Genomic DNA, 25,994 nt, shown 5'->3' with positions numbered 1-25,994 from the left:
AAAGAAACACATTACGTTTCCTAAATATGTTTCAGTGTAAAATTGCCCATCGATCAAGACTGGAGCCGGCATGCAGGAAGAAGTGAGCAAGGCAGCGAGCAAGGCTGTGCGTGGACGGGGCCGTCCGGCGCGCCCGCCCGAGGAAGCGCGCGAGGCGGCCGTGCAGGCGGCCACCTGGCTGCTGCTGCACGAAGGCTATGCGGCCACGACCATGGAAGCGGTGGCGCGCCACGCGGGCATGGCCAAGAAGTCGCTGTATCACTATGCGGCCAACCGCGAGGAACTGGTCGCCCTGGTGGTGCGCGGCTGGACGGACGCCTTCCTGCCGGCCATGGCGCACGATGCGGCCGCGCCCGGCGACGTGCTGCCCTTATTGAAGGAGATCTTGCAGACGATGGCGGCGCGCGTGCTGACGGCGGACGCCGTCGGGCTGTTCCGTTTGCTGTGCACGGAGTTTCCCGCCCGCGCGCAGTTACTGGCCGTGTATCAGCGCAACGGCATCGAGCGGGGCACGGCCTTGCTGGCCGAGTGGCTGGCTCGCCAGGCCGCGCGCGGTCATCTGGCGCTCGGCGACGCGTCCGAACTGGCCGGCTTGCTGCTGGCCATGGTGATTGCCGAGCCGCTGCGGCAGATGGCGCTGGGCTTGCTGGCGCCCGTGCCGGCCTGGGATGCGGCGCCGCGCATCGATGCGGCGCTGCGATTGCTGGGCGGGCAGGCGTTCAAGGTCGCTGGTGCTTGAGCGCTTCGCGGCGGGTGAGGGCGGAGAGTTGCTGGCGGTGCTGCGTAGCAAAAGCTAGCACCTCTGCTGGCGCATGGCGCGCGTAATCGCGCAAGGCCCAGCCGATGGCCTTGCGGATGAAAAACTCGTCTTCGGGGGCCAGCGCCAGCGCCGCGCCGAACAGCCAGCCGGCATCCGTGTCGGCGCGCCAGCCCAGCTGGTGCAGCATGGCGATGCGGCGCAGCCAGAAATCTTCGTGCCGCAAGGCCGGGACCATATGCGCATGGCCATCGCCGCCGCGCCGCAGTTCCGCCTGCAGCACGTCGCCGACGATGCCGGCCATGCCGTCGACGCTGTCCCACCAGGCGCGCTGGCGCGCCAGGCCGAGCAGGGCAGGGAGGTGTTCGACGCCCAGCTGGCGCCGGTGCAGGGCCAGCATGTCGAGCGCCACGTGCTGGTACTCGCGCTGCGGCTGCTGCCACAGCCGTTGCGCGTGGTCCAGCAAGGCATCGGCGCCCACGCCTTTCAAATCTGCCAGCAGGGCTTTCACTGCCAGGCGCCGCTGCGGTGCCGCCACGCCCAGAAACACGAACTGGTCGCGCATATACGCTTGCATGGGCGCCGCACGGCCCGGTTCGGCAGCCGCTTCGAGTGCAATTTTTAAGCCCGCGTGCAAGTCCATGCTGTTTCCTCATGTTCAGGCGTAAAAAAGGCGCTCCGTGGAGCGCCTTTTCATCTTTATCCAATATTACTGGATTTTTGCCTTCTTCATCAACTCATCGCGGTAGGCGGCGAGTTTCTTCTGTTGCAGCGACTCGGCCACCTGGCCCTTGACTTCTTCCAGTGCCGGCAGCTTCGTCGGACGGGTTTCTTCCAGCTTGATCACGTGGAAGCCGAATTGCGATTGCACGGGCGTTTGCGTGATCTGGCCTGGCTTCAGGGCCACCATGGCGTCGGAGAATGGCTTCACGTACGAAGCTGGGCTAGCCCAGTCCAGGTCGCCGCCATTGGCTGCCGAACCGTCTTTCGATACTTTCGCCAGTTCTTCGAACTTGGCGCCGCCTTTCAGCTTGGCGATGATGTCTTTCGCTTCCGCTTCGGTGGCCACCAGGATGTGGCGTGCATGGTATTCCTTGTCGCCCGCTTGTGCCTTGAACTTGTCGTATTCGGCCTTGATTTCAGCGTCCTTGACCGGGTTCTTCTTGACGTAGTCGGCCAGCAGCGCGTTGATGATGATGCTTTGACGGGCATTGTCGATCTGCGACTTGACTTCCGCACGCGTGCCGTAGCCTTGCTTGTCGGCTTCCTGGATCAGCACTTCACGGCCGATCAGGTCTTTCTTGATGGCTTCGCGCAATTGCGGCGAATCGGCTTGCTTGCCTTGGGCGACGACTTGCTTGACGACCTGGTCAACGCGCGACGATGGGATGGCCTTGCCATTTACGGTGGCGACGTTTTGCGCGAAGGCAGGGATCGCGACGACGGCGACCAGGGCTAAGATCAGGCGGGCTGGCTTCAAAATCATGTTTATTCCTAATAAGTATACAAAAACCGGTACAAAAGATCGCGACTGTCGCGCAGTGCGCATTCAGGCGCAGAATACACGACCGGCGCCGAAAAGGGCGCCGGGGAGGTCAGTTCTTACTGAACTTTTGCTTTTTTGATCATTTCTTCCTGATACGCTTGCAGTTTCTTTTGCTGCAGCGCTTCGGCGATCTGTGGCTTGACTTCTTCCAGGGTCGGCAGCTTGGCCGCGCGGGTGTCGTCCAGCTTGATCACGTGGAAACCGTTAGGCGTTTGCACCGCGGTGTCGGTGACCTGGCCTTTTTGCAGTTTCACGAAGGCGTCGGAGAATACTTTCGGGAACGACGATGGGGCTGCCCAGTCCAGGTCGCCGCCATTGTCGGCCGAACCGGCATCTTTCGATTGCTTGGCCAGGTCTTCGAACTTGGCGCCGGCTTTCAGCTTGGCGATGATGTCTTTCGCTTCCGCTTCGGTGGCCACCAGGATGTGGCGCACATGGTATTCCTTGTCGCCCGTCTGAGCGACGAACTTGTCGTATTCGGCCTTGATTTCAGCGTCGTTGACCGGGTTCTTTTTCAGGTAGTCGCCGACCAGGGCGTTGATGACGATGGCCTGACGTGCGTTCTCGATTTGCTGCTTGACGGCTGCATCTTTACCGAAACCTTTGTTTTCCGCTTCTTGCATCAGCACTTCACGGCCGATCAAGTCCTTCTTGATCATTTCGCGCAGTTGCGGCGAATCCGGTTGCTGGCCTTGGGCGACGACTTGCTTGACGACTGCATCAACGCGCGACGATGGGATAGGCTTGCCATTAACAACGGCAACATTTTGCGCAAAAACAGGTACCGCGACAACGGCGAGTAGTGCGATCAGCAAGCGGGCTGGCTTAAAAGTCATTATTAAATCCTGTTAGGGAAAGTTTCGTAAAAAACGCATGGAAAGACATTGATAACATGGCTCGGGTACACCAAAACGCCATCCTTACACTACTTCGGACGGCGCCAGGGCCACAATCGCCAATGCATGTATCTCATTATGCATCATATCGTGCACGGAATCATACACCAGTCGATGGCGCATGACGAGCCTGAGCCCTTCAAATTGACTAGAAATAATGCGTAGATTGTAATGGCCTCCGCCCGAGGCGGCGCCCGCATGGCCCCGGTGGCGCGCCGAGTCGTCTTCCAGCACGCATTCCAGAGGGGAAAGTGCCGTTTCCAGGCGGGTACGAATGCGCTGCATGCGCGTTGTCGTGTCGTTCGTCATCATGCGTCTTCCTTGATATGTTTGGCGAGGAACAGGGTTTGCGCCACGATGAAGGCAAAGAAGATGCCCGTCGCACCAAACGCTTTAAAACTGACCCAGGCGGCCATGTCGCCCTTGTACAGCACGAAGGCGACGAACAAATTCAGCGCGCCGATGGCGACAAAGAAAATGATCCACGCCGCCAGCAGCTGGTTCCAGACGGCATCCGGTAATTGCACTTGCGCTTCCATGGTCTTGCGGATCAGGTTTTTCTTGAAGCCCACATGGGCGATCAAGAGGGCCAGGCCGGACAGCCAGTAGATCAGGGTCGGCTTCCATTTCAGGAAGAAATCGTCATGCAGGTAGATGCTGGCGCCGCCGAACACGACAAAGATGAACAGCGACAGCCACAGCATGCCGTCCACCTTGCGCCCGCGCAGCAGCAGATAGCTGACCTGGCAGGCGGTGGCGACGATGCCGACCAGGGTGGCGAGTATCCACGGCGCCTGGTCGGCCTTGATCAGGCCGCCAGACACGAAGCCGGACAAATATTGCTGCACGAAATCGTGCGTGGCCGCTTCATACATGCCGCCCAGTTTGAAGGCGGCGAAGAAGGCGATCAGGGGGAAGAGGTCGAATAGAAATTTCATGGCGAGACTTTACACTGGTCTTATTAAAATCATCTTAGGAATGGCTTAGGAGCAACCGGGGCGCTCCCAGGCCATACCGGTGTCTCAAGGCTGCGGATCGAAGCGCAACGATGCCGAATTGATGCAATAGCGCAAGCCGGTCGGCGGCGGGCCGTCCGGGAAGACGTGGCCCAGGTGGGCGTCGCAGACGGCGCAGACGATTTCCGTGCGCAGCATGCCGTGGCTGCGGTCGACAATCTCCGTGACATTCGCCGGGTCGAGCGCCTGGAAATAGCTGGGCCAGCCGCAGCCGGAATCGAACTTCGTGTCCGAGGCAAATAAGGGCGTGTTGCAGCAGACGCAGGTGTAGACGCCGTGTTCGTGGTGGTCCCAGAACTTGCCCGTAAAGGCTCGCTCCGTGGCCGCGTGGCGCGTGACTTCGTATTGCATCGAATCGAGCATGGCGCGCCATTCGGCGTCGGTTTTCTTGACTTTATTGGTGGTCATAATGACTCCTCAGGATGAGCAACTGACTTCAAGGTGGCTGGCCCAGTCGGGCGGCAGGGCCGCATAGTGCTGGTGTTCGGGCTGTTCGTCAAATGGCTTTTGCAGTATTTCCAGCAATGTCGCCACTTCCGTGTAGTCCTGCTGCTGGGCTTTTTCGATGGCCACTTGCGCCAGGTAGTTGCGCAGCACGTATTTCGGGTTGACGCCGTTCATCGCCGCTTGCCGCTCGGCATCGACGCTGTGCTCCTGCGACAGGCGCGCACGGTATTGTGCCGCCCACGTATCGAAGGCGGGGCGGTCGATGAACAGGTCGCGCAGCGCCATGTCGTGCTCGGGGGCGGCCACCTGCAGTGTCGCCAGCGCGCGGAAGAAGTTGGTGAAATCCACGTGATTGGCTTGCATCAGCGCAAACATGCTGTCGAATAGTTGCGTATCGTCGTCCTGGATGGTCTGCAAGCCCAGCTTGGCGCGCAGCAAGGCATTCATCTTCTCCGCAAAAGCGGGTTGGTAGCTGTCCAGCGCCGCCTGCGCCAGTTCCACTTCGCCGATCAGCGGCAACAGGGCCTGGCCCAGCGCATAGCAATTCCAGTGACCCACCTCCGGCTGGTTGGCGTAGGAGTAGCGGCCCTGCTGGTCCGTATGGTTGCAGATGTGCTCGGTATCGAACGCTTCCATGAAGCCGAAGGGGCCGTAATCGAGCGTCAGGCCCAGGATCGACATATTGTCCGTATTCATCACGCCATGCATGAAGCCCACGGCTTGCCACTGCGCGATCATGTGCGCCGTGCGCACGCACACTTCCGCCAGCAAGGCTTGATACGGATTGGATGCGGCGCGCAAATGGGGATAAAAACCGTCGATGACGTAATCGGCGAGGATTTTCAGCTCGTCCGGTTTCTTGCGGTAAAACCAGTGTTCGAACGAGCCAAAGCGCACGAAACTGGGCGCCATGCGCGTCACCACGGCCGCCGTTTCCACCGTTTCGCGCATGATGCCTTGCTGCGAACCCATGATGGACAGCGCGCGCGAGGTCGGAATGCCCAGCGCGGCCATGGCTTCCGAGCAAAGGAATTCGCGGATGGACGAGCGCAGCACGGCGCGTCCGTCGCCCATGCGTGAATACGGCGTGGCGCCGGCGCCTTTCAGCTGCAGCTCCATCGGTCCGTGTTCGGTGGCGATATCGCCGAGCAAGATGGCGCGGCCATCGCCCAGCTGGCCGGCCCAGACGCCGAACTGGTGGCCCGAATACACGGCCGACAGGGGCAGCGAGCGCTCGGCAACGGTATTGCCGATCAGCAGCTCCACATAATCGGCTTGCGCCAAACGCGCGGCATCGAGGCCGATCAGGCGTGCCGCCGGCGCGCTGGCGGCGACAAAGTAGGGCGCGGGCAGGGGCGTGGGCATCAGCCGCGTATAGAACGCGGGCGGCAAGGCCGCGAAGGCGTTATCCAGTGGTAAGGTATGAGCGGTGATGGCGATTCCATTCAAGTAGATGCGCCGGCAAGGTGCGCCAGGCTGGAACACGATTTTACCGCACGGCGCGAAGGTACGTACCGGACGCTGGCACTGTAAAAAACGGAATCGAAAATTCCATGCTGCATTGCAATATCGAAATGCGTTGACGATTTCCGCACGACCGTACGAAACTAAGGAAAATCTTTAAATTCCTACAATAACCGAGTAGCCACCCCAGGAGACACGATGTCGGCATTTCCCTTGAGTCCAGTGATGGGCCAGATGATGAATCAGCCCCTGTTGATTTCCAGCATTATCGAGTTTGCAGCGCGTCATTATGCAGGCAGCGACATCATTTCGCGGCGGGTGGAGGGCGATATGCACCGCTACACCTACCGTGATTGCCACCAGCGCGCGCGCCGCCTGGCCAATGCCCTGCATGGCCTCGGCGTCGGCATGGGCGACCGGGTCGCCACGCTCGCCTGGAATGGCTACCGCCACCTGGAAGCTTATTATGCGGTGTCCGGCTCGGGTGCCGTGCTGCACACGATCAATCCGCGCCTGTTTCCCGACCAGATCGCCTATATCTCGAATCACGCGGAAGACCAGGTCTTGCTGTTTGATCTGACCTTTTTGCCCGTGGTGGAAAAGATCGCCGCCGACTGCACGTTTGTGCGCCATTTCGTGCTGATGTGCGACCGCGAGCGCATGCCTGCCAGCAGCAGCATCCCTGACCTGCTGTGCTATGAAGACTTGATCGCCACGCATTCCGACGAGTACACCTGGCCCCTGTTCGATGAAAATGCGGCCGCCACCCTGTGCTACACGTCCGGCACGACGGGCAACCCCAAGGGCGCCCTGTATTCGCACCGCTCGACCGTGCTGCACGCGTATGCCTCGGCCATGCCCAGCGGCCTGAACGTGCGCGCTTCGGACACCGTGCTGCCCGTGGTGCCGATGTTCCACGTGAATGCCTGGGGCTTGCCGTATTCCGTGCCCCTGTCCGGCGCGCGCATGGTGTTTCCCGGCGCGGCGCTCGATGGCAAGTCGCTGTATGAATTGTTCGAGGCGGAAAAAGTGACGTTCTCGGCCGGCGTGCCCACCGTCTGGCTGGGGCTGCTGAATCACGCCTTGCAGAATAAGCTGACATTTTCCACGTTCCGCCGCACGGTGATCGGCGGCGCGGCTTGCCCGCCGGCCATGATGGATACCCTGATCGACAAGTTCGACGTGGAAGTCATCCACGCCTGGGGCATGACGGAAATGTCGCCGCTGGGCACGGCGGGCGGCTTGCAGACCAAGCACCTGGACTTGCCGAAGGACGAACAGCGCAAGATCCTGCAAAAGCAGGGCCATGCCATTTACGGCGTGGACATGAAGATCGTCGACGACGATGGCAAGGAATTGCCGTGGGATGGCGTCGCCTATGGCCATTTGCTGGTGAAAGGGCCGTGGATCATTGCTTCTTACTACAAGAACGAGGGCGGCGACGTGCTGCAGGATGGCTGGTTCCCCACGGGCGACGTGGCCACCATCGATGCCGATGGCTACATGCAGATCACGGACCGCAGCAAGGACGTGATCAAGTCGGGCGGCGAGTGGATCGGCACCATCGACCTGGAAAACCTGGCCATGGCCCATCCGGCCGTGCTGCAGGCCGCCTGCATCGGCGTATTCCACCCGAAATGGGATGAGCGGCCCGTGCTGGTGGTGGTGTTGCGTCCCGGCATGACGGTCACGCGCGAGGTTTTGTTGCAGTTCTTCGAGGGCAAGATCGCCAAGTGGTGGACGCCGGACGACGTGCTGTTCATCGACGCCTTGCCCATGGGCGCCACGGGCAAGATCCAGAAGAACAAGCTGCGCGAGCAGTTCAAGGGGCACCAGCTGCCCGGCATGTAATCGCGGCGGCGCGCAAGGAGGGAGCGCTGTTGTACCATGACGGCAGGCACCGGCATCGTCACTGCGCGCCGCGACAAAAATAATACGAGCGTTCTTTTATGCGGTATAGTGAAGCTTCATCCCTTGCAACCACCTCATCGCCAAGCAAACACCAATACACCAGTAAGGAAGAGACATGAGTGCTGAATATCAAGTGAACGGCGCCGTTGCCGTCATTACCCTCGCCAATCCGCCCGTCAATGGACTGGGCTTGGCGACGCGCACGGCCGCCGTGGCCGGCATCCGCCAGGCGCTGGCGGACGAGGCCGTGAAAGCCATCGTCATCACGGGCGCCGGCAAGGCCTTTTCGGGCGGCGCCGACATCAAGGAATTCAATTCGCCCAAGGCGCTCACGGAACCGACCCTGCACACCCTGATCAACGTCGTCGAGCAATCGACCAAGCCGGTGGTGGCGGCCATCCACAGCGTCTGCATGGGCGGCGGCCTGGAGCTGGCGCTGGGCTGCAACTACCGCGTGGCCGCACCTGGCGCGCAGATGGCCTTGCCGGAAGTCAAACTCGGCATCTTGCCGGGCGCGGGCGGCACGCAGCGCCTGCCGCGCGTGCTGGGCCTGGAAATGGCCCTCAACATGATCGTCTCGGGCACGCCCGTGGCGTCAGAGAAACTGGCCGGCACGGCCCTGTTCGACGAAGTCATCGCCCCCGGCGCCGACTTGTTGCATGCCGCCGTCGCTTTCGCCACCAAGGTGGCCGACGTGCGCCCGCTGCCGAAAGTGCGCGAGCGCAAGGTCGATTACCCGAACCATGAAGCGTTCCTGCAGTTTTCGCGCAATACGGTCAAAGCCATGTCCGGCCCGTTCCCCGCCCCGCTGAAATGCGTCGATGCCGTGGCGGCTGCCGTGACCATGAAATTCGACGAGGGCTTGAAGTACGAGCGCGAACTGTTCATGCAACTGGTGCAGTCGCCCGAGTCGAAAGCCTTGCGCCACGCCTTCTTCGCCGAACGCGTTGCCAGCAAGGTGCCCGACGTGCCGGCCGACACGCCCGTGCGCACGATAGCGCAGGCGGCGATCGTGGGCGCCGGCACCATGGGCGGCGGTATCGCCATGAATTTCGCCAACGCGGGCATTCCCGTGATGCTGCTGGAAACGAAGCGGGAAGCGCTGGACAAGGGCCTGGCCACCATCCGCAAGAATTACGAGAACACGGTGAAAAAGGGCAAGCTGACGCAAGAGAAGGCCGAGCAGCGCATCGCGCTCGTTTCCGGCACGCTGGCGTATGCGGATATCGCGCAGGCCGACATCGTCATCGAAGCCGTCTTCGAAGAGCTGGGCGTGAAGGAAAGCGTCTTCAAGCAACTGGACGCCGTCATGAAGCCGGGCGCCATCCTCGCCTCGAACACGTCCACCTTGGACCTGGACAAGATCGCCGCGTTTACCGAGCGCCCGCAAGACGTGATCGGCACGCATTTCTTCAGTCCCGCGAACGTCATGAAGCTGCTGGAAATCGTCCGTGGCAAGGAAACGGGCAAGGATGTGCTGGCCACCGCGCTGGCGCTGTCGAAAAAACTGAAAAAGACGGGTGTCGTCTCGGGCGTGTGCGACGGTTTCATCGGCAACCGCATGATCGAGCAATACAGCCGGCAAGCCGGTTTCCTGCTGGAAGAAGGCTGTCTGCCGGAACAGGTCGACAAGGCGGTCGAAAAATTCGGCTTCGCCATGGGCCCGTTCCGCATGGGCGACCTGGCCGGCAATGACATCGGCTGGGCCATCCGCAAGCGCCGCGCCGTGGAAAAACCGGAAGTGACGTATTCGAAGACGGCCGATTTGCTGTGCGAACTGGGTCGCTATGGCCAGAAGACAGGCGCCGGCTGGTATGACTACAAGGCGGGCGACCGCAAGGCGTATCCATCGGAGCAGGTCAACGCCATGATTATCCAGCACTGCGCCGACATTGGCGTGGCGCGGCGCAAGATCAGCGACCAGGAAATCGTCGAACGGCTCGTGTATGCGCTGGTCAACGAGGGTGCGCGCATCCTCGAAGAAGGCATCGCCTTGCGCGCGTCGGATATCGACATGGTGTATCTGACGGGCTACGGCTTCCCGCTGTTCCGCGGCGGCCCCATGTTCTACGCGGATACGGTCGGCTTGCCGAACGTGCTCGATTCGATTGCCGGCTACGCCAAAGGCCGCCACGGCGAAGCGTGGACGCCGGCGCCGCTGCTGGTGAAACTGGCGGGCGAGGGCAAGGGTTTCAATAGCTAATCCGGCGCTACCGTTGACGCCCGATGTTGTCGGATTACGCGCGGCTTCGCCACGCTAATCCGACCTACTGAGTAAGTCGGCGTAGGTCGGATTAGCGGCGGTACGCCGCGTAATCCGACGCCACTACTTCTTCTTCGCCACCATCTTGATCGCCTCGTTGACGATGACGGGGTTGTCTTTCTGGATGTAGTAGCCGGCGCCCGTGATGCGCTCGATGGCTGGCGCGCCGGACAAGCGCTGCCAGTCTTTTTCCTGGGCCCGCACCACGTTTTCAAACGAGCCCATTTCCTCGATGCCGAACTTGTCGCGCACCAGCAGCATGGCGGGCACGCGCAGGGGGCTGCGCATGTCGACGTGTTGCAGGCATTGCGTCTGGGAATCGAATTCGGCCGATTCCGTACTGTTGAACATGAGTTTGCGCCGCGTCTTCACGAGCATGGCGTAGGTGGACGCGTCCGTCTGCAGGCGGTTCCACTGCTGCGGGTGCGTGGGGTCGAGCAAGACCAGGCCGGCCACGTCCTGCGGGTACAGCCTGGCATACACATATTGGTACAGCCCGCCCAAACCATGACCGACCAGCACATACGGCGGTTTCAGGCCCGCTTGCGTCAGCAGGGCGCGCTGCTGGGCGGCAATGGTACACGGGTCGCGCGGCGTGGTGGTTTTGCGGCTGTCGCCGTAGCCGGGGCGGTCGTAGACGAGCACGCGGTGCTGTTTGGCCACTTCGGGCACCACCTTGGCCCACACGTCCTTGCCGTCGCCCATGGCCGACTGGAACACCACGGGCAAGCCGCCCTGGCCGCTCAAGGCATAGGCGATGCTGGCGTCGGGCAGGGCGGCCGTGGCGGGCACGCCCGGCGTGGCCGGCGACGACGGCAGCAGGGAGCAGCCTGAAAAACAGCCTGCCAGCAGCAAGCCGGCGCTGGAGAGGAGCATGGTGCGCGCGGGGCGGCCGACGAATAGATGATGCATGAATCTCCTTCTTGGTGCAGGGACCGGGGCCCGGTACGGCGTGCCAGCCATTATAGGCAAATCATGGAAAAGTGAAAATGCTGAACAGAACGGGATTTCCCCGCCTGCTAGCCAGCGTCGGCGCGATGGCAGACGGCTTCGATGCGGTTGCCGTCCGGATCGAACAGGAAGGCCGCGTAATAGCTGGCGTGATAGTGGCGCAGGCCGGGCGCGCCCAGGTCGATGCCGCCGTGCGCCAGGCCCGCCTGCCAGAACGCTTCCACGGCCGCGCGCGAAGGGGCCTTGAAGCAGCAATGGCGGCGCGGCGCGTCGTCGGGCCGGGGACCCAGGCGCACGGAAAAATAGCTGCGGTCGGGGTGCTCGGCATCGCTGCGCTCGCCGTAGCCTATCCACGCGTTGGCATGGTCGCTGCCCACCTTGGACACGCCCAGCGCGGCGAAGATGGCGTCATAGAAGCGCTCGGCGCGCTCCAGGTCGGCAACGGTAAGGGAAACGTGATCGAGCATGGGCATTCCACTGTAAAAACAAGGACGGCCATAGCATAGCCCGGATCAGGACGGCCGTGGGACGAAGTAACCGAGTGACACTGGCGGCGGCCGACTGCCGGTTAAGGCCGGTTGGCGAGCAGGGCCACGATACTGCGGCTCATCAGTTGCACGCGGGGCGCGAACAGCATCACGGCGCAGAAGGCCACGGGCCAGGCGGCAAAAAACGCATGGCGCCAGCGGGGCAGGAAGTCCGCCTGCAGGCCGATATTGAGCCAGGTGACCCAGGCGCTCATCAGCAGGGTCATCACCAGCGACATCAGGAAGGCAAACGTGCAGCGCAGGCGCAGGGCATCGGACATGGCGTGCTTTCAACAGAGTGGAAAGATGCCAGCGTAACGACTTGCAGCAATCTATACTAGAGCCATATTTTTAATATCAAATTCCATAAATGCAATCATGCTTGATGAATCATGCTCGATGACCTAGCCCTGTTCGTCGCCATCGTCGAGGCGGGCAGCCTGCATGCGGCGGCCGTCAAGGAAGACTTGCCCGCCGCCACCGTCACGCGCCGGCTGCAAAAGCTGGAAAGCCAGCTCGGCTACCGCTTGCTCAACCGCAGCGCGCGCCGCTTGCAGCCGACGGCGGAAGGCTGGCAATACTACGAGCAGTGCCGTCCCCTGGTGCACGCCTTGCGGCAAGCGACGCAGCAGCTCGACGCCAGCCTGTCGGCCGTCTCGGGTAGTATCCGCGTGCTGGCGCCCGTGAATTTCGCCAGCGGCTTGCTCACGCCCGCCTGGGTCAGCTTCATGCAGAAGTACCCGGACATCCGCCTGGAGCTGGAACTGTCGAACCTGCTGCAAGACCTGGTGGGCAGCGGGGCCGACCTGGCCATCCGCGTTGGCGCGCTCGACGATTCTTCGCTGATGCAGCGCCGGCTGGGCAGCGCCGCGCTGGTGATGGTGGCCGCGCCCGCCTACCTGGCGCGCGCCGGCGTGCCGCGCGACTTGCAGGAGCTGGCGCGGCATGAATTGATCGTGGCCGAACCGCTGCGCAGCTGGCGCTTGCGGCGTCCCGGCGATGGCGCCGAGATGGTGATCGAGCCGCAGGCGCGCCTGCGCGTCAATGAAATGCGCCTGGCCGTGGAGATGGCCGACGCGGGCATCGGCATCTTGCTGTGTCCGCTGCTGCAATGCCGCGACGAAGTGGCCAGTGGCAGCCTCGTGCGCGTGCTGCCCGACTGGATGCCGCAGCCGCGCCATGTGTACGCCGTCTGGACGCAGCGGCGCTACCTGCCGGCCCGCGTGCGCGTGCTGCTGGAACACCTGGCGGCGTTTGCGGCGGGCAATCCGCTGTTGAACGATGCGTTGGACGGGCAGGGCGCCGCACTGCCCTGATTCTTGCCACTAATACCGAGCGCTTGTACTTTCCGTCAGGATCGCGTTAAGATAAAGCTTGCTCGCTTATCAAGTGGGCAATCTGGTGTTTTTACGCGCAATCCGTCCCTATCCATGAGAGTAGCAATGAAATATCTGATCGTTCCCTTCTTGCTGGCCATGACTGGCTGTGAAGTCTTGTATGACGCGAACCGGGACAAGATCGGTGAGTATTGCAACAGCCTCAATAATTTTGACGACCGTAATGCCTGCCGCAAGCGCAACCAGACCAGCTACCAGGAATACGTGCAGCAGCGCGACCAGGTGAAACAGGGCAATAAGAGCCTATCCCAGTAGATGAATACATCCCCTGCTGGCGCCCCTCAGAAGCGGGGACGGCGTTGATCGTCGTTGCGTGGCTCGCCACGCGTCCTCCTCACGCCTTGTCCGCGCTCCTGATGAACTGCCAGCAGAAGACGCTCCCTACTGGGATAGGCTCTGAGTAAGCTCGCCGCCTACGCCGCATAAAAAAACGCCGCTGACCAGTCAGCGGCGTTTTGCATTGCGGGCCCCGGCTTTGCGGCCGGGGATTGCCTCAGATTAATCGTCGGCGTAGATATTGTTATCCTTGGTTTCCTTGACGAACAGGGTGCCGATGACCACCGTCGCCAGGGCGACGATGATCGGATACCACAGGCCGTAATAGATGTCGCCCTTGAAGGCCACCAGCGCGAAGGCCGTGGTCGGCAGCAAGCCGCCGAACCAGCCGTTACCGATATGGTAGGGCAGGGACATCGATGTGTAACGGATACGCGTCGGGAACATTTCCACCAGCATGGCGGCGATCGGACCATACACCATGGTCACATACAGCACCAGGATGAACAGCAGCAAGACCACCATCGGCTTGTTGATCTGGTCCGGATCGGCTTTCGCCGGGTAGCCCGCTTCCTTGATGCCGGCGCCGATTTCTTTCTTCAGTGCCGCTTCGCGGGTCTTGCTTTCGGCATCGAAGTTCAGGCCGTCGGCCGTCATGACGGCGTTAAACGAGGAAAACTCCTTCGTGCCGATGCGTACTTTGGCGATTGAGCCGGCCGGCGCGTCTTCCTTCGTGTAGTTCACCGAGCTGTTCGACAGGAAGCCCGTGGCGATGTCGCACGACGATGGGAACTTCTTGGTGCCGGTCATGTTGAACTGGAAGTGGCAGGAAGCCGGATCGGCCACCACCACCACTGGCGAGTTCTTCAGTGCCGCTTCCAGCTGCGGATTGGCGAAGTGGGTCAGGCCGCTGAAGATCGGGAAGTAGGTCAGGGCGGCGATCAGGCAGCCGCCGAGGATGATGTACTTGCGGCCGATGCGGTCCGACAGGCTGCCGAAGAACAGGAAGAACGGCGTGGCCAGCAGCAGGGCGATGGCGACGAGCACATTGGCCGTTGCCAGGTCCACTTTCAGGGTCTGGATCATGAAGAACAGGGCGTAGAACTGGCCCGTGTACCAGACGACGGCCTGGCCGGCGGTCAGGCCGATCAGGGCCAGGATGACGATCTTCAGGTTTTTCCACTTGCCGAACGCTTCCGTCAGCGGCGCTTTCGAGGTCTTGCCCTCGGCCTTCATCTTGGCAAACGCGGGCGATTCATTCATGGCCAGGCGAATCCAGACGGAAATCCCCAGCAGGATGACGGAGACCAGGAAGGGAATGCGCCAGCCCCAGGCCTCGAAATCCTTCTCGCCGGTCGCCAGGCGGGTGCCCAGAATGACCATCAGCGACAGGAAGAAGCCCAGGGTGGCCGTCGTCTGTATCCACGCCGTGAACGCGCCGCGCTTGCCTTCAGGCGCGTGCTCGGCCACATAGGTGGCCGCGCCGCCGTATTCGCCGCCCAGCGCCAGGCCTTGCAGGATGCGCAGGATGACGAGGATGATCGGCGCGGCGATGCCGATGGAGGCGTAGCCCGGCAGCAAGCCGACGATGAAGGTGGAGCCGCCCATGATCAAAATCGTGATCAGGAAGGTGTACTTGCGGCCGATCATGTCGCCCAGGCGGCCGAAGACCAGCGCGCCGAACGGACGCACGATGAAGCCGGCGGCAAAGGCCAGCAGCGCGAAGATGAAGGTGGTGGTGGGGTCGCCGATGAAAAATTGCTTGGCGATGATGGAAGCGAGCGAACCGTACAGATAAAAATCGTACCATTCAAAGACGGTGCCGAGCGAGGATGCAAAAATGACCTTGCGTTCCTCGGGCGTGATCGGCGTTCCCTTGGTGGAAAATTTCCGTACGTCGGCCGAGCCGGATGGTGTTGCCATGGTTTGTCTCCCTATGTTTTATAGTGAACCATTGCCGAGGTCTTTTTGACCATTCTTGCAACAGCTGGAGCCGAGTGTGTTCTCCGAACCTTACGTCATGCTTGCTTGAAACTTACACCAAGCTTACAAATTGCCATCCGCCAGAACTTTGCGAACGACCGTACTTAAATGTGCTATTCTCGTTCCGTAGATACCATCATTGACCATATAACATTCCCACAAGGAGACACAGCATGAATGAAGCCGTCATCGTATCGACCGCCCGCACGGGCCTGGCCAAGTCCTGGAAGGGCGCGTTCAACATGACGCATGGCGCCACCCTGGGCGGCCACGTGCTGGCGGCCGCCGTCGAGCGCGCGCGCATCGAGGCGGAGGAAGTGGAAGACGTGCTGGTCGGCTGTGCCTTCCCCGAAGGCGCCACGGGCGGCAATATCGCACGCCAGGTGGCCTTGCGCGGCGGCTGCCCCGTCACGACGGCCGGCATGACGGTCAACCGCTTTTGTTCCTCGGGCTTGCAGGCCATCGCCCTGGCGGCGCAGCGCATCATCGCCGGCGAAGGCGATATCTATGCGGCGGGCGGCGTGGAATCGATTTCTTGCGTGCAAAATGAAATGAATACGCATATGTACCGCGACGTCTGGCTGCAGCAGCACAAGCCGGAAGTGTACTGGCCCATGCTGCAGACGGCTGAAACCGTGGCCAAGCGCTACCAGATTTCACGCGAGCGCCAGGATGTGTATGGCGCGCAAAGCCAGCAGCGCGCGGCAAGCGCCCAGGCCGCCGGCCTGTTCGACGCGGAAATTGTGCCGATGACCACCATCATGGGCGTGGCCGACAAGGCCAGCGGCATGCTGGTGTCGCGCGAAGTGACGATTTCCAGCGACGAAGGCATCCGCTTTGATACCACCTACGAAGGCGTAGCCAAGATCCGTTCCGCCATGCCCGGCGGCGTCATCAGCGCAGGCAATGCCAGCCAGTTTTCCGACGGCGCCTCGATGGCCATCGTCATGAATGCGAAAGTGGCCGAAGCGAAAGGCTTGCAGCCGCTGGGCATCTTCCGCGGCTTTGCCGTGGCCGGCTGCGAACCCGATGAAATGGGCATCGGCCCCGTCTACGCGATTCCGAAACTGCTGAAAAAGGCGGGCTTGACGGTGGCCGACATCGGCCTGTGGGAACTCAATGAAGCATTTGCCGTGCAAGTGCTGTATTGCGCCGACACCCTGGGCATCCCCATGGAGCGCCTGAACGTGAACGGCGGCGCGATTGCCGTCGGCCATCCGTACGGCGTGTCGGGCGCGCGCCTGACGGGCCACGCCTTGATCGAAGGCAAGCGCCGCGGCGTCAAATATGTGGTCGTGACCATGTGCATCGGCGGCGGCCAGGGCGCGGCCGGGCTGTTCGAGGTCGTCTAGTCTGGCGTGGTGGCGTGCGTGCTGCAGAGTGGGCCGATAGCGGTTACAGTAGCGGCTCCCTTTGCCTACTCGCACCCGCCATGATCAAGCACATCGTTTTCTGGAAACTCAAAGACCACGCCGAAGGCGCCGACCGCGCCACGAATGCATTGAAGCTCAAGGCCCTGCTCGATTCCTGTTCGAACCTGGTACCTGGCATATTGAAATTCGAAGCGGCCGTGGCCCAGCCGGGCCTGGAAGCGACCTACGACATCGTGCTGTACAGCGAATTCGCCAGCCGCGCAGCGCTCGACGCCTACCAGAACCATCCCGAGCACGTGAAAATCAAGCCGTTTTTTGGCGCCGTGCGGGAGGCGCGGCAATGTATGGATTACGAGATTTAATCGTTACGCAGCAGACCCCAGCCTTCCGCTGATCCTATCTATCGACAAGGAGCATTCATGACCACCTACCAACGCATCGTCCTCGCCTCGCGCCCCACGGCTGAAGTGCAGCCGGATAACTTCCGCCTGGAAACTGTCGAGATTCCCGCCATCACGGAGGGTCAATTGCTGGTACGTAACCAGTTCCTGTCGCTCGATCCTTACATGCGCGGGCGCATGAGTGCCAATAAAAGCTATGCGGCGCCGCAAGCGTTGAATGACACCATGATCGGCGGCACGGTGGGCGTGGTGCTCGAATCGAAGCATCCGAAGTTCGCCGTGGGCGACACGGTGGTGGGGACGTTGGGCTGGACGGAAGTGGCGGTATCGGACGGCACCATGCTGCGCAAGGTCGACACGACGCATATTCCTGCCTCAGCCTATCTGGGTGCCGTCGGCATGCCGGGCATGACAGCCTGGTATGGCTTGAACCAGATCATGGCGCCGAAAGCGGGCGAAACCGTGGTGGTGTCGGCCGCCAGCGGCGCCGTGGGCAGCGTGGTGGGCCAGCTGGCGAAACTGAAAGGCTGTCGCGTGGTCGGCATCGCCGGCGGCGCGGAAAAATGCGCGTATGTCGTCGAGGAGCTGGGTTTTGACGCCTGCGTCGACTACAAGGCGGGCAGCTTGGCGTCCGACCTGGCGGCGGCCACGCCGGACGGCATCGACGCCATCTTTGAAAACGTGGGCGGCGCCATCTTTGATGCGGCCTTGGCGCGCACCAACGCGTTTGGCCGCGTGGCCGTGTGCGGCTGGATCGCCGGCTACAACGGCGAACCGACGCCGCTCGACAATGCCCGCTTCATCCTCACCAACCGCCTCACCGTGCGCGGCTTCATCGTGTCGGAGCAGCCGGAATTCTGGCCGCAAGGGCTGGCGGAACTGGGCTCGTTGGTGGCGACGGGCAAGCTGACATTCCGCGAATCCGTGGCCGACGGCCTGGCCAGCGCACCGGAAGCGTTCATCGGCCTGTTAAAAGGCCGCAACTTCGGCAAGCAGCTGGTCAAGCTCGGCTGATCTCTCTGTGGAAAGGCAGGCCGTGCGACAATAACGGCCTGTCTCTTTCTACATTACACCATGACCAAGCACACCATCCGCCTCGGCGACTGGGCCACCCTGGGCCAGGACGCCACCGCCATCCGTTTTGAAGTTTTCGTCGATGAACAGAAAGTGCCGGCCGAGATCGAACTCGACGACATGGATGCCGTCTGCCTGCACGCCGTCGCCTATGACGAGGCCGGCAAGGCTATCGGCACGGGCCGGCTATTGCCAGACGGCCACATCGGCCGCATGGCCGTGCGCCAGCCGGGCCGCGGCACGGGCGTGGGCGGCGCCATCTTGACCTTGCTGATGGAGAAAGCCCGTGAACGGGGCGATGCCGCCGTGGTGCTGAACGCGCAAACCGTGGCCGCGCCATTCTATGCGCGCCACGGTTTCGTGCAGCTGGGGGAGGTGTTTGAGGAGGCGGGGATTGCGCACGTGGAGATGCGGCTGGTGTTCCAGGGTGTTGTCGGATTACGCGCGTAGCGCTAATCCGACCTACGACGTCAACGGTAGGTCGGGTTAGCGCGCAGCGCGTAACCCGACACCACCAGCACCATCAGTTCTGCGCGTGCGACTGGCGCCATTTGTCCAGGATCACGGCCAGCACGATCACGACACCTTTCGCCACATACTGCCAGAACGACGACAGCCCCAGAATCGTTAAGCCATTGTTCATCACGCCGATGATCAGGGCGCCGATGACGGTGCCCCAGACGGAACCGACGCCGCCCATCAGGCTCGTGCCACCGAGCACGACGGCGGCGATGGCATCGAGTTCATAACCGGTACCCCAGTTGCCGTTGGCCGCATACAGGCGGCTGGCCGACATGGCGCCGCCCAGGCCGGCGAACAGGCCGCTGATGGTGTAGACAAACATCAGCACGAGGCCGACCTTGATGCCCGTCAAACGTGCCGCCTGGATATTGCCGCCGACGGCGTAGATATGCAGGCCCAAGGTCGTCTTGCGCAAGATAAACCACGTCAGCACGACGACGGCCGCCGCCAGCCAGATCAGCCAGGGGATGGCCAAAAAGCTGCCGTTGCCCATCCATTCGAAGCTCGGGATTTCCGTGTTCAGCACGCTGGTGCCGTCGGCCAGCAAATAGGCGGCGCCGCGCAGGGCCGTCATGGTGCCCAGGGTGACGACGAAGGGGTTCAGGCCGACGAGGGCCACCAGCACGCCATTCAACGCGCCCAGCAGCAAGCCGACGATCAAAAACGTGGGGATCGAAAAGCCGGCGAACTGGGCCGACAAGGACATCAGCATGCCCGCCACGGCCGAGACGGCCAGCACGGAGCCGACCGATAAATCGATGCCGCTGGTCAGAATGACGAAGGTCATGCCGGACGCCAGCACGATATTGATCGACACCTGGCGGAAGATGTTCATGGTGTTATTGCTGGTCATGAAGGTCGACGTGCCGTCGGCCGAGAAATACACGGTCAGACCGTACATGGCCAGGTACAGCACGACCAGCACGGGCAGCATGCCCAGGCGGCGCATCAGGTTCGAAGCATTGAAGGGTTCGCCGGCGCGCGCGGCGCCGGTGGTGGTGGTGGTAGTCATGATAGTTCTCCCTGTATTGATTTTTTAAGCGGCGTCCAGATGGGTGGCATAGGCGAGGATGTTTTCCTGCGTAATGTCGTCGCCCGTCACTTCGCCCGTCATCCGTCCCTCGCACATCACCATCACGCGGTCGCAGATGCCGACCAGCTCGGCCAGTTCGCTGGAAATGCACAGCACGGCCGTGCCCGCGTCCGCCAGCTGGTGGATGATCTTGTAAATTTCGCTCTTCGCGCCCACGTCCACGCCGCGCGTCGGTTCGTCGAGGATGAGGACCTTGGGTGCGATGGCCAGCCAGCGCGCCAGCAAGACTTTCTGCTGGTTGCCGCCAGACAATCCCCCCACGATGCCGTCCGGGCCAGATACCTTGACGTTGAGGTTGGCAATCGCCTCGCGCGTGAGCTGCGTCAGGGCGCCACGGTTGACCACGCCCGCCGTGGAATGCCTGGACAGGATGTTCATCGACATGTTTTCCATGGCCGACAGTTGCATGAACAGGCCCAGGCTCTTGCGGTCTTCCGGCAGGTAGCCGATGCCGTGGCGGATCGCCGCCAGCGGTTGCTTGATGTGCACTTCCTGGCCGTCGAGCCACACTTGCCCCGATTGCTTCTTGTCGGCGCCAAAGATCAGCCGCGCCAGTTCCGTGCGGCCCGCGCCGACCAGGCCGGCCAGTCCCGTCACTTCACCGGCATGCAGGGCGAACGAGGCGGGCTTGACCTTGCCGCCGCCCACGTTTTCCACGCGCAGGCGCTCGGCGCCGCGCGTGGTGCGCCGCTGATGCGCATAAAAGTCGTCGGCAGGGCGGCCCACCATCATTTGCACGACTTTCTTTTGATCCAGTTCATCCTTGCCCAGTTCGCCCACATAGGCACCGTCGCGCAGCACCGTGATGCGGCGCGCCAGGCGCTCCACCTCGGCCATGCGGTGGCTGATGTAGAGCACGGCCAGGCCCTTGTCGCGCTGTTCTTCGATGATGCGGAACAATTGTTCGGTTTCCCGGTCGGACAGGGCCGCAGTGGGCTCGTCCATGATCAGGATGCGGCTTTCGTGCACGAGGGCGCGGGCGATTTCCACCTGCTGCTGCTCGGCGATCGACAGCGTGGACACCATGGTGTCGGCGTCGAAACGGGAACCGAGGTCGGCCAGGATGGCGTTGGTGCGCGCGCGCATTTCACCGCCCTTGACGGTCCAGAACGGTCCCTGCGGCTCGCTGCCCATGAAGACGTTCTGCGCCACCGTCATGTTCTTGGCCACGCTCAGTTCCTGGTAAATCAGGTTGATGCCCAGCGCGCGCGCCTCGCCCGGGTTGCGGATGCGGATTGGCTTGCCGTCGAGGATGATTTCACCGGCGTCCGGCGTGTACACGCCCGAGAGGATTTTCATCAGGGTGCTCTTGCCGGCGCCGTTCTCGCCCATCACGGCATGGATTTCGCCGCTGCGCACCGTCAGGTGCACGCCGCGCAGCGCGCGCGTGGCGCCAAAGCGCTTCTCGATGCCGCGCATTTCAAAAATAATATCGTCGCTCATGACTGTCCTTCCTTGCTGGTGAAACTGGCGCCGCCTGCCGTCTGGCCGGCGGCGCCACGTGGTTCAGGTCAGGAAGATCAGTTCTTTACCCAGCCCGTGTAGGTGGCGACGTTTTCCTTGGTGATGGCCGGGGTCGGCAACAGCACCATGGTCTGTTTCGGCGTGCGGCCGTTCATGATGTCGTAGCCCATCTGCACGGCGTCGGTGGCCATGCGGTACGGGTTTTGCGCCGAGGTGGCGGCAAACAGGCCGGCCTTGTTTTTCAGGGCATTCTGGCCGTCCGGCGCGCCATCGACGGCCGTGATCAGTTTGACATCCGTGCGCTTCGATTGCTTGATCGCCAGTTCGGCGCCGATGCCGGTCGGGTCATTGATGGCGAACACGCCGTCGATCTTCGGATAGGCCGTCAGCAGGTTCGACATCACGGTCATGCCGCCATCGCGGCTGCCGCCCGCGTTCTGGTTGTCGGACAGGATCTTGATATCCTTGAACGCGGCCAGGGTTTTCTTGCAGCCATTGACGCGGTCGATCACGGACGTCACCGGCGGGCCGTTGAGGATCACCACATTGCCCTTGCCGCCGATCTGCTTGGCCAGGTAGGCGCACGAGACGTCGCCGGCCATGGTGTTGTCGGACATCACGGTGGCCGACGCGCCCACGGCGCCCACGTCGACGGCGATCACGACCACGCCCGCATTGCGCGCTTTCTTGATGGCCGGTGCGATGCCCTTGGAATCGACGGCGTTCAGGATGATGATGTCGGTCTTGTTGGCAATGAAGTTCTCGATCTGGTCCACCTGGGTGTTCAGGTCATACTTGCTCGACACCGTGGTGACTTTCACGCCAGGGCCACCGAGCTTTTTCGCGCTTTCTTCCGCGCCGCGGCCAATCGCCACGAAGAACGGGTTGGCCAGGTCGCCCACGCTCACGCCGATCGATTTCAATGGCTTGTCGGCAGCAAAGGCGCCGCAGGCGGCGGACAGCAGCAGGGTGGCGGTAATGACTTTTTTCATGAGGATCTCCAAGGGTTTTTATTGTAAAAACAAACGGTGCTACGGGTGAAAACTTAGTTGGTACGTAATTTTTCGATCATGGCGTCGAGCTTGGCCGCATCGACGGCAAAGCCGCGGATGCCTTCGGCCAGCTTTTCGGTGGCCATCGCATCGTCGTTCAGGGCGTAGCGGAAAGCGGCTTCGTCATACGTGACGGCCGGCTGCGCCGCGCCCAGGTCGCCGCCCAGCGCGCGCTCGAACGGCTCGCTTGACGCTTCGAGTTTCGCCAGCAAGTCCGGGCTGATGGTCAGCAAGTCGCAGCCGGACAAGGCCGTGATCTGGCCCACGTTGCGGAAGCTGGCGCCCATCACTTGCGTGGCGATGCCATGTTGCTTGTAGTAATTAAAGATGCGCGTGACCGATTGCACGCCTGGATCGTTGGACAGGCTGCGCGCCGTTTCGTCCCATGCCGCACCCAGCGATTTTTTATGCCAGTCGTAGATGCGGCCCACGAATGGCGAAATCAGCCGTACTTTGGCGTCGGCGCAGGCGACGGCCTGGCAAAACGCGAACAGCAGGGTCAGGTTGCAGAAGATGCCATCTTTTTCCAGTTCGCGCGCCGCCTGGATGCCTTCCCAGGTGGCGGCAACCTTGATCAGCACGCGCTCGCGGGCAATGCCGGCCTGCTCGTACAGGGCGATCAGGCGGCGCCCGCGGGCGACGGTGGCGTCGCGGTCAAAGCTCAGACGGGCATCGACTTCCGTCGAGACGCGGCCCGGCACCACCTTCAAAATTTCCAGGCCGAAGCGCACCAGCACCTGGTCGACGATGTCGTCCAGGCTGGCGGATTGATGCGCGGCGACCGTGCTTTCCAGCAAGGGCGCGTAATCGGGCTGCAGCACGGCTTTTAAAATCAGCGACGGGTTGGTGGTGGCGTCTTGCGGCGCGAAACGCGCCAGTTGCAAGAAGTCACCCGTGTCGGCGACGACGGTGCTGTGTTGCTTCAATTGTTGCAGTTGATTCATTGCTGCTTATCCTTTGCTGAGTTGGTGCAAGGCTTGCACGGCGGGAAACAGGCTACGGTAGCGACCGTAACGGATGCTCAAGGCTGCGCTGTGCGCGGCATCGGGCAGGAAAGTGTTTTTGATGGGCAATCCCTGCGTCAGCAGGCTGGTGTCGCCGATGGCGGCAAAGCCCAGCTTGGCCGCGCCCAGGCTGGCGGACAGTTCGCTGTTGTGCAAGGTGCGCATGTCGCGCCCCAGCACATTGGCCAGCAATTGCGCCCAGTACTGGCTGCGCGCGCCGCCGCCCACCAGCATGCAGTGGGGCACGACGGCGCCCGTCGAGGTGACGGCCGCCATGGCGTCGCGCAAGGCGAAGGCCACGCCTTCGAGCACGGCGTAGCCGAGCTGCGCCGGCGTGCTGTCGTGGCCCAGCTGCAAGAAGGCGCCACGCACCTGCGGGTCGTTATGCGGCGTGCGCTCGCCCGACAGGTAGGGCAGGAACAGCGGTGCCGATGGCGCGATGGGGGCGTCGAGCGGCAGGGCGCTTTCCACCAGCGCCAGCAAGGCCGCCTCGTCCGGTTGGCCCAGCACGCCAGTGGCCCAGCGCAGGCAGCTGGCGCCCGATAAAATCGCGCCCATCGCATACCAGCGGCCGGGCAGGGCGTGGCAAAAGCTGTGCACGCCGCCGGCCGGGTTGCCCAGCGGTTCTTCGGTGACGGAAACGATGGCGGCGCTGGTGCCCAGCGAAATGAAACTGTCGCCGCCATTGACGGCGCCGATGCCCACGGCCGAGACGGGATTGTCGCCGCCGCCGCCGGCCACCACCACATCCGCTGGCAGGCCAAGCTGGTCGGCGATGGCGGCCAGCACGGTGCCGGTGGCGGCGTCGCCTTCGGCCAGCGCCGGTAATTGATCGAGACGCAAGCCGCAGGCCGTGACCATGGGGGCGAACCAGGCGCGTTTGGCCTCGTCCAGCCACAGGGTGCCGGCCGCGTCGGACATATCCGTCAGTTTGATCCCCGTCAAGCGCAGGCGCAGATAGTCTTTCGGCGACAGCAAACAGGCGACGGCGGCAAAGGCATCGGGCTCGTGCTTTTGCAGCCACAGCAGTTTGGGCGCCGTCAATCCCGCCATGGGCAGGCTGCCCGTCACGTCCGCATAGGCGTGATAGTCGCGCGCCAGGGCGGCCGCCTCGGCTTCGGCGCGCGCATCGTTCCACAGGATGGCGGGACGGATCACGTTGTCGTTACTGTCGAGCAGCACGGCGCCATGCATCTGGCCCGACAGGCCGATGCAGGCGATCTGCGCGTAGTCCTGCGGCCAGCCGGCGCGCAGCTGGCCCAGCGCGTTGACGCAGGCGGCCCACCAGTCTTGCGGCGACTGTTCGGACCAGCCCGGCTGCGGGCGGCTCACGTCCAGGCGCACGGACGCCTGGCCGCGCACGGCGCCAGTGCTGTCCATCAGCACGGTTTTCAGTTCGGAGGTACCGAGGTCGATACCGAGGGAAATCGCTGGATGCATAGTGTTTGGAGTAAAAAGTCAGGGGCAGCCGCAGGAGTTGCGTACGCGCAAGGTCGGCGACAAGCGCTGCACGTGCTGGACACGTTCAGGATGGGCGATACGTTCGATCAAGAGGTCGACGGCCATGGCGCCCAGCTCTTCGAGCGGCTGGGCCATCACCGTCAGGCGGGGGCTGAAGTAATCGGCCCAGTCGAAATCATCGAAGCCGGCCAGCGCGACGTCTTGCGGTACAGCAATGTGCGCGTCGCGCAAGGCATGCATGGTGCCGATGGTCATCAGGTTATTGCCGGCCACGATGGCCGTCGGGCGCTGTCCAGGTGGCAGGGCCAGCAGTTCGCGCGTCGCCGCACCGCTGCGCTCCAGGTTGGAGTCGCCCGAGCGCAGCAGTTCAGGATCAAAGACGATGTCGGCGCGCTGCAAGGCCAGGCGGTAGCCGTCGATACGCTCCTCCGTCGTGGACAGGCCGGGCGCGCCGGCGATGAAACCGATGCGCCGGTGGCCGTGCTGCGCGATCAGATGGCTGACCAGCTGCGCCGTCGCCTCGGTGTTTTCCACGCCGACCTGGTCGAATGGTTGCGCGGACATGCGGTCGACCAGCACGGAAGCGATCTTGTTGCTGGTCAAATAGTCAAGCGTGCGGTTGTGCGGATCGCCGGACGGCGCCAGCACGATGCCGTCGACGCGGCGCTGGTGCAAGTTCTGCACCACTTTGAGTTCCTGCGCGGGATCGTCATGCGTATCGGAAAACAGCATCATCAAGCCGTGGCGCGTGCAGGCCGCCTCGATGGCGCGCACCGTTTCGCTGAAGTAATGATTGGTGAAGGCGGAGATGGCCACGCCGATGGTGCCCGACGACGAGCCGGCCAGGGCGCGTGCCAGCATGTTCGGTACATAGCCGATCTGCTGCATGGCCGCGTTGACGGCGGCGACGGTTTTCGGGCTGACCTTGCGGGTGCCGTTGAGTACGTGCGAAACGGTCGACAGCGATACGTCCGCCGCGCGCGCTACATCTTCCATGGTGGCCATGGTGTCTCCTGATGTTTTTTTTATTATTGTGTGCTGCGATAGTGTGCGGCTGTGTCGCCGCGTTTGAATCTATCGTAAACAAAAGAAAGCGCTTGCGCAAGCGCTTTCTTT

26 protein-coding genes are annotated in these 25,994 nt (G+C 62.5%); 9 read left to right on the top strand and 17 right to left on the bottom strand.

The features are described from left to right. The first annotated feature begins 70 nt into the window (after positions 1-70). Positions 71-739 carry a TetR/AcrR family transcriptional regulator gene (locus tag ACP7DW_RS05535; protein WP_426054252.1) on the top strand — a complete coding sequence of 223 codons (669 nt, stop codon included), beginning with the start codon at positions 71-73 and terminating at the stop codon, positions 737-739. Here the strand turns inward: ACP7DW_RS05535 and ACP7DW_RS05530 are convergent. The 7 genes from ACP7DW_RS05530 to ACP7DW_RS05500 all read right to left on the bottom strand — a co-directional run bounded on the left by ACP7DW_RS05530 (position 720) and on the right by ACP7DW_RS05500 (position 6,111). After that, positions 720-1,400 carry a DNA alkylation repair protein gene (locus ACP7DW_RS05530; RefSeq protein WP_426054251.1) on the bottom strand — a complete coding sequence of 227 codons (681 nt, stop codon included), beginning with the start codon at positions 1,398-1,400 and terminating at the stop codon, positions 720-722. The genes ACP7DW_RS05535 and ACP7DW_RS05530 overlap by 20 nt on opposite strands. 66 nt (positions 1,401-1,466) lie before the next feature. Next, positions 1,467-2,243: a peptidylprolyl isomerase gene (locus ACP7DW_RS05525; protein ID WP_426054250.1), complete on the bottom strand. Its 777-nt coding sequence runs from the start codon at positions 2,241-2,243 to the stop codon at positions 1,467-1,469. A 116-nt stretch (positions 2,244-2,359) separates the two neighbouring features. Then, complete coding sequence (locus ACP7DW_RS05520; protein WP_099763677.1) at positions 2,360-3,139, bottom strand: peptidylprolyl isomerase; 780 nt, start codon at positions 3,137-3,139, stop codon at positions 2,360-2,362. An 84-nt stretch (positions 3,140-3,223) separates the two neighbouring features. Beyond that, positions 3,224-3,511, bottom strand: a complete 288-nt coding sequence (locus ACP7DW_RS05515) for a BolA family protein (RefSeq protein ID WP_099763678.1) — start codon at positions 3,509-3,511, stop codon at positions 3,224-3,226. Then, entirely contained in the window at positions 3,508-4,137 is a 630-nt protein-coding gene (locus tag ACP7DW_RS05510; protein WP_426054249.1) for a septation protein A, read from the bottom strand. Before ACP7DW_RS05510 ends, ACP7DW_RS05515 begins: the two co-directional genes overlap by 4 nt. Positions 4,138-4,221: 84 nt before the next feature. Beyond that, positions 4,222-4,623 carry a peptide-methionine (R)-S-oxide reductase MsrB gene (gene msrB, locus ACP7DW_RS05505; RefSeq protein ID WP_099393747.1) on the bottom strand — a complete coding sequence of 134 codons (402 nt, stop codon included), beginning with the start codon at positions 4,621-4,623 and terminating at the stop codon, positions 4,222-4,224. A gap of 9 nt (positions 4,624-4,632) precedes the next feature. After that, a complete protein-coding gene (locus ACP7DW_RS05500) occupies positions 4,633-6,111 on the bottom strand; it encodes a protein adenylyltransferase SelO (protein ID WP_426054248.1) in 1,479 nt (492 codons plus the stop codon). A 213-nt stretch (positions 6,112-6,324) separates the two neighbouring features. On the opposite strand from ACP7DW_RS05500, the gene ACP7DW_RS05495 reads away from it, so the two are divergent. Next, positions 6,325-7,977: a 3-(methylthio)propionyl-CoA ligase gene (locus tag ACP7DW_RS05495; RefSeq protein ID WP_426054247.1), complete on the top strand. Its 1,653-nt coding sequence runs from the start codon at positions 6,325-6,327 to the stop codon at positions 7,975-7,977. A gap of 175 nt (positions 7,978-8,152) precedes the next feature. Continuing rightward, the gene (locus tag ACP7DW_RS05490; RefSeq protein ID WP_426054246.1) at positions 8,153-10,240 is read left to right on the top strand and encodes a 3-hydroxyacyl-CoA dehydrogenase NAD-binding domain-containing protein; all 2,088 of its coding nucleotides are present in this window, start codon (positions 8,153-8,155) and stop codon (positions 10,238-10,240) included. A 123-nt stretch (positions 10,241-10,363) separates the two neighbouring features. Here ACP7DW_RS05490 and ACP7DW_RS05485 read toward each other — a convergent pair whose 3' ends face one another. From ACP7DW_RS05485 to ACP7DW_RS05475, 3 genes are all read right to left on the bottom strand, one after another. Continuing rightward, positions 10,364-11,212, bottom strand: coding sequence for an alpha/beta fold hydrolase (locus ACP7DW_RS05485; RefSeq protein WP_426054245.1), 849 nt, complete (start codon positions 11,210-11,212; stop codon positions 10,364-10,366). A gap of 107 nt (positions 11,213-11,319) precedes the next feature. Continuing rightward, positions 11,320-11,724, bottom strand: a complete 405-nt coding sequence (locus tag ACP7DW_RS05480) for a VOC family protein (protein ID WP_426054244.1) — start codon at positions 11,722-11,724, stop codon at positions 11,320-11,322. A gap of 95 nt (positions 11,725-11,819) precedes the next feature. Continuing rightward, a complete protein-coding gene (locus ACP7DW_RS05475; RefSeq protein ID WP_426054243.1) occupies positions 11,820-12,059 on the bottom strand; it encodes a DUF2798 domain-containing protein in 240 nt (79 codons plus the stop codon). A gap of 111 nt (positions 12,060-12,170) precedes the next feature. Between ACP7DW_RS05475 and ACP7DW_RS05470 the strand changes: the two genes are divergently transcribed. Then, entirely contained in the window at positions 12,171-13,094 is a 924-nt protein-coding gene (locus ACP7DW_RS05470; RefSeq protein ID WP_426054242.1) for a LysR family transcriptional regulator, read from the top strand. Positions 13,095-13,220: 126 nt separating this feature from the next. Then, a complete protein-coding gene (locus tag ACP7DW_RS05465; RefSeq protein WP_426054241.1) occupies positions 13,221-13,430 on the top strand; it encodes a hypothetical protein in 210 nt (69 codons plus the stop codon). Between the two features lie 243 nt (positions 13,431-13,673). Here ACP7DW_RS05465 and ACP7DW_RS05460 read toward each other — a convergent pair whose 3' ends face one another. After that, a complete protein-coding gene (locus ACP7DW_RS05460) occupies positions 13,674-15,374 on the bottom strand; it encodes an MFS transporter (protein ID WP_426054240.1) in 1,701 nt (566 codons plus the stop codon). A 233-nt stretch (positions 15,375-15,607) separates the two neighbouring features. On the opposite strand from ACP7DW_RS05460, the gene ACP7DW_RS05455 reads away from it, so the two are divergent. The 4 genes from ACP7DW_RS05455 to ACP7DW_RS05440 all read left to right on the top strand — a co-directional run bounded on the left by ACP7DW_RS05455 (position 15,608) and on the right by ACP7DW_RS05440 (position 18,732). Next, positions 15,608-16,786: an acetyl-CoA C-acyltransferase gene (locus tag ACP7DW_RS05455; protein WP_426054239.1), complete on the top strand. Its 1,179-nt coding sequence runs from the start codon at positions 15,608-15,610 to the stop codon at positions 16,784-16,786. A gap of 80 nt (positions 16,787-16,866) precedes the next feature. Further along, positions 16,867-17,169, top strand: a complete 303-nt coding sequence (locus tag ACP7DW_RS05450; protein WP_426054238.1) for a Dabb family protein — start codon at positions 16,867-16,869, stop codon at positions 17,167-17,169. A 57-nt stretch (positions 17,170-17,226) separates the two neighbouring features. Then, on the top strand, positions 17,227-18,222 hold the full coding sequence (locus ACP7DW_RS05445; protein ID WP_426054237.1) for an NADP-dependent oxidoreductase: 996 nt from the start codon (positions 17,227-17,229) through the stop codon (positions 18,220-18,222). 60 nt (positions 18,223-18,282) lie between these two features. Next, a complete protein-coding gene (locus tag ACP7DW_RS05440) occupies positions 18,283-18,732 on the top strand; it encodes a GNAT family N-acetyltransferase (protein ID WP_426054236.1) in 450 nt (149 codons plus the stop codon). A gap of 73 nt (positions 18,733-18,805) precedes the next feature. Here the strand turns inward: ACP7DW_RS05440 and ACP7DW_RS05435 are convergent, their stop codons facing one another. The 6 genes from ACP7DW_RS05435 to ACP7DW_RS05410 form a co-directional block, all read right to left on the bottom strand. After that, positions 18,806-19,816, bottom strand: a complete 1,011-nt coding sequence (locus tag ACP7DW_RS05435) for an ABC transporter permease subunit (protein ID WP_426054235.1) — start codon at positions 19,814-19,816, stop codon at positions 18,806-18,808. A gap of 24 nt (positions 19,817-19,840) precedes the next feature. After that, positions 19,841-21,340: a sugar ABC transporter ATP-binding protein gene (locus tag ACP7DW_RS05430; protein ID WP_426054234.1), complete on the bottom strand. Its 1,500-nt coding sequence runs from the start codon at positions 21,338-21,340 to the stop codon at positions 19,841-19,843. Between the two features lie 77 nt (positions 21,341-21,417). After that, positions 21,418-22,353, bottom strand: a complete 936-nt coding sequence (locus ACP7DW_RS05425; RefSeq protein WP_099763695.1) for an ABC transporter substrate-binding protein — start codon at positions 22,351-22,353, stop codon at positions 21,418-21,420. A gap of 53 nt (positions 22,354-22,406) precedes the next feature. Continuing rightward, positions 22,407-23,357, bottom strand: coding sequence for a transaldolase (gene tal, locus ACP7DW_RS05420; RefSeq protein WP_426054233.1), 951 nt, complete (start codon positions 23,355-23,357; stop codon positions 22,407-22,409). A gap of 6 nt (positions 23,358-23,363) precedes the next feature. After that, a complete protein-coding gene (gene xylB, locus ACP7DW_RS05415; protein WP_426054429.1) occupies positions 23,364-24,845 on the bottom strand; it encodes a xylulokinase in 1,482 nt (493 codons plus the stop codon). A gap of 30 nt (positions 24,846-24,875) precedes the next feature. Continuing rightward, on the bottom strand, positions 24,876-25,883 hold the full coding sequence (locus ACP7DW_RS05410) for a LacI family DNA-binding transcriptional regulator (protein ID WP_426054232.1): 1,008 nt from the start codon (positions 25,881-25,883) through the stop codon (positions 24,876-24,878). Positions 25,884-25,994: the final 111 nt, after the last annotated feature.

The sequence above is a fragment of the Janthinobacterium sp. PSRC1-1 genome (assembly GCF_049897525.1).
Classification (GTDB): Bacteria; Pseudomonadota; Gammaproteobacteria; order Burkholderiales; family Burkholderiaceae_D; genus Janthinobacterium; species Janthinobacterium tructae.
This window is presented reverse-complemented; position numbering and strand designations above follow the sequence as displayed.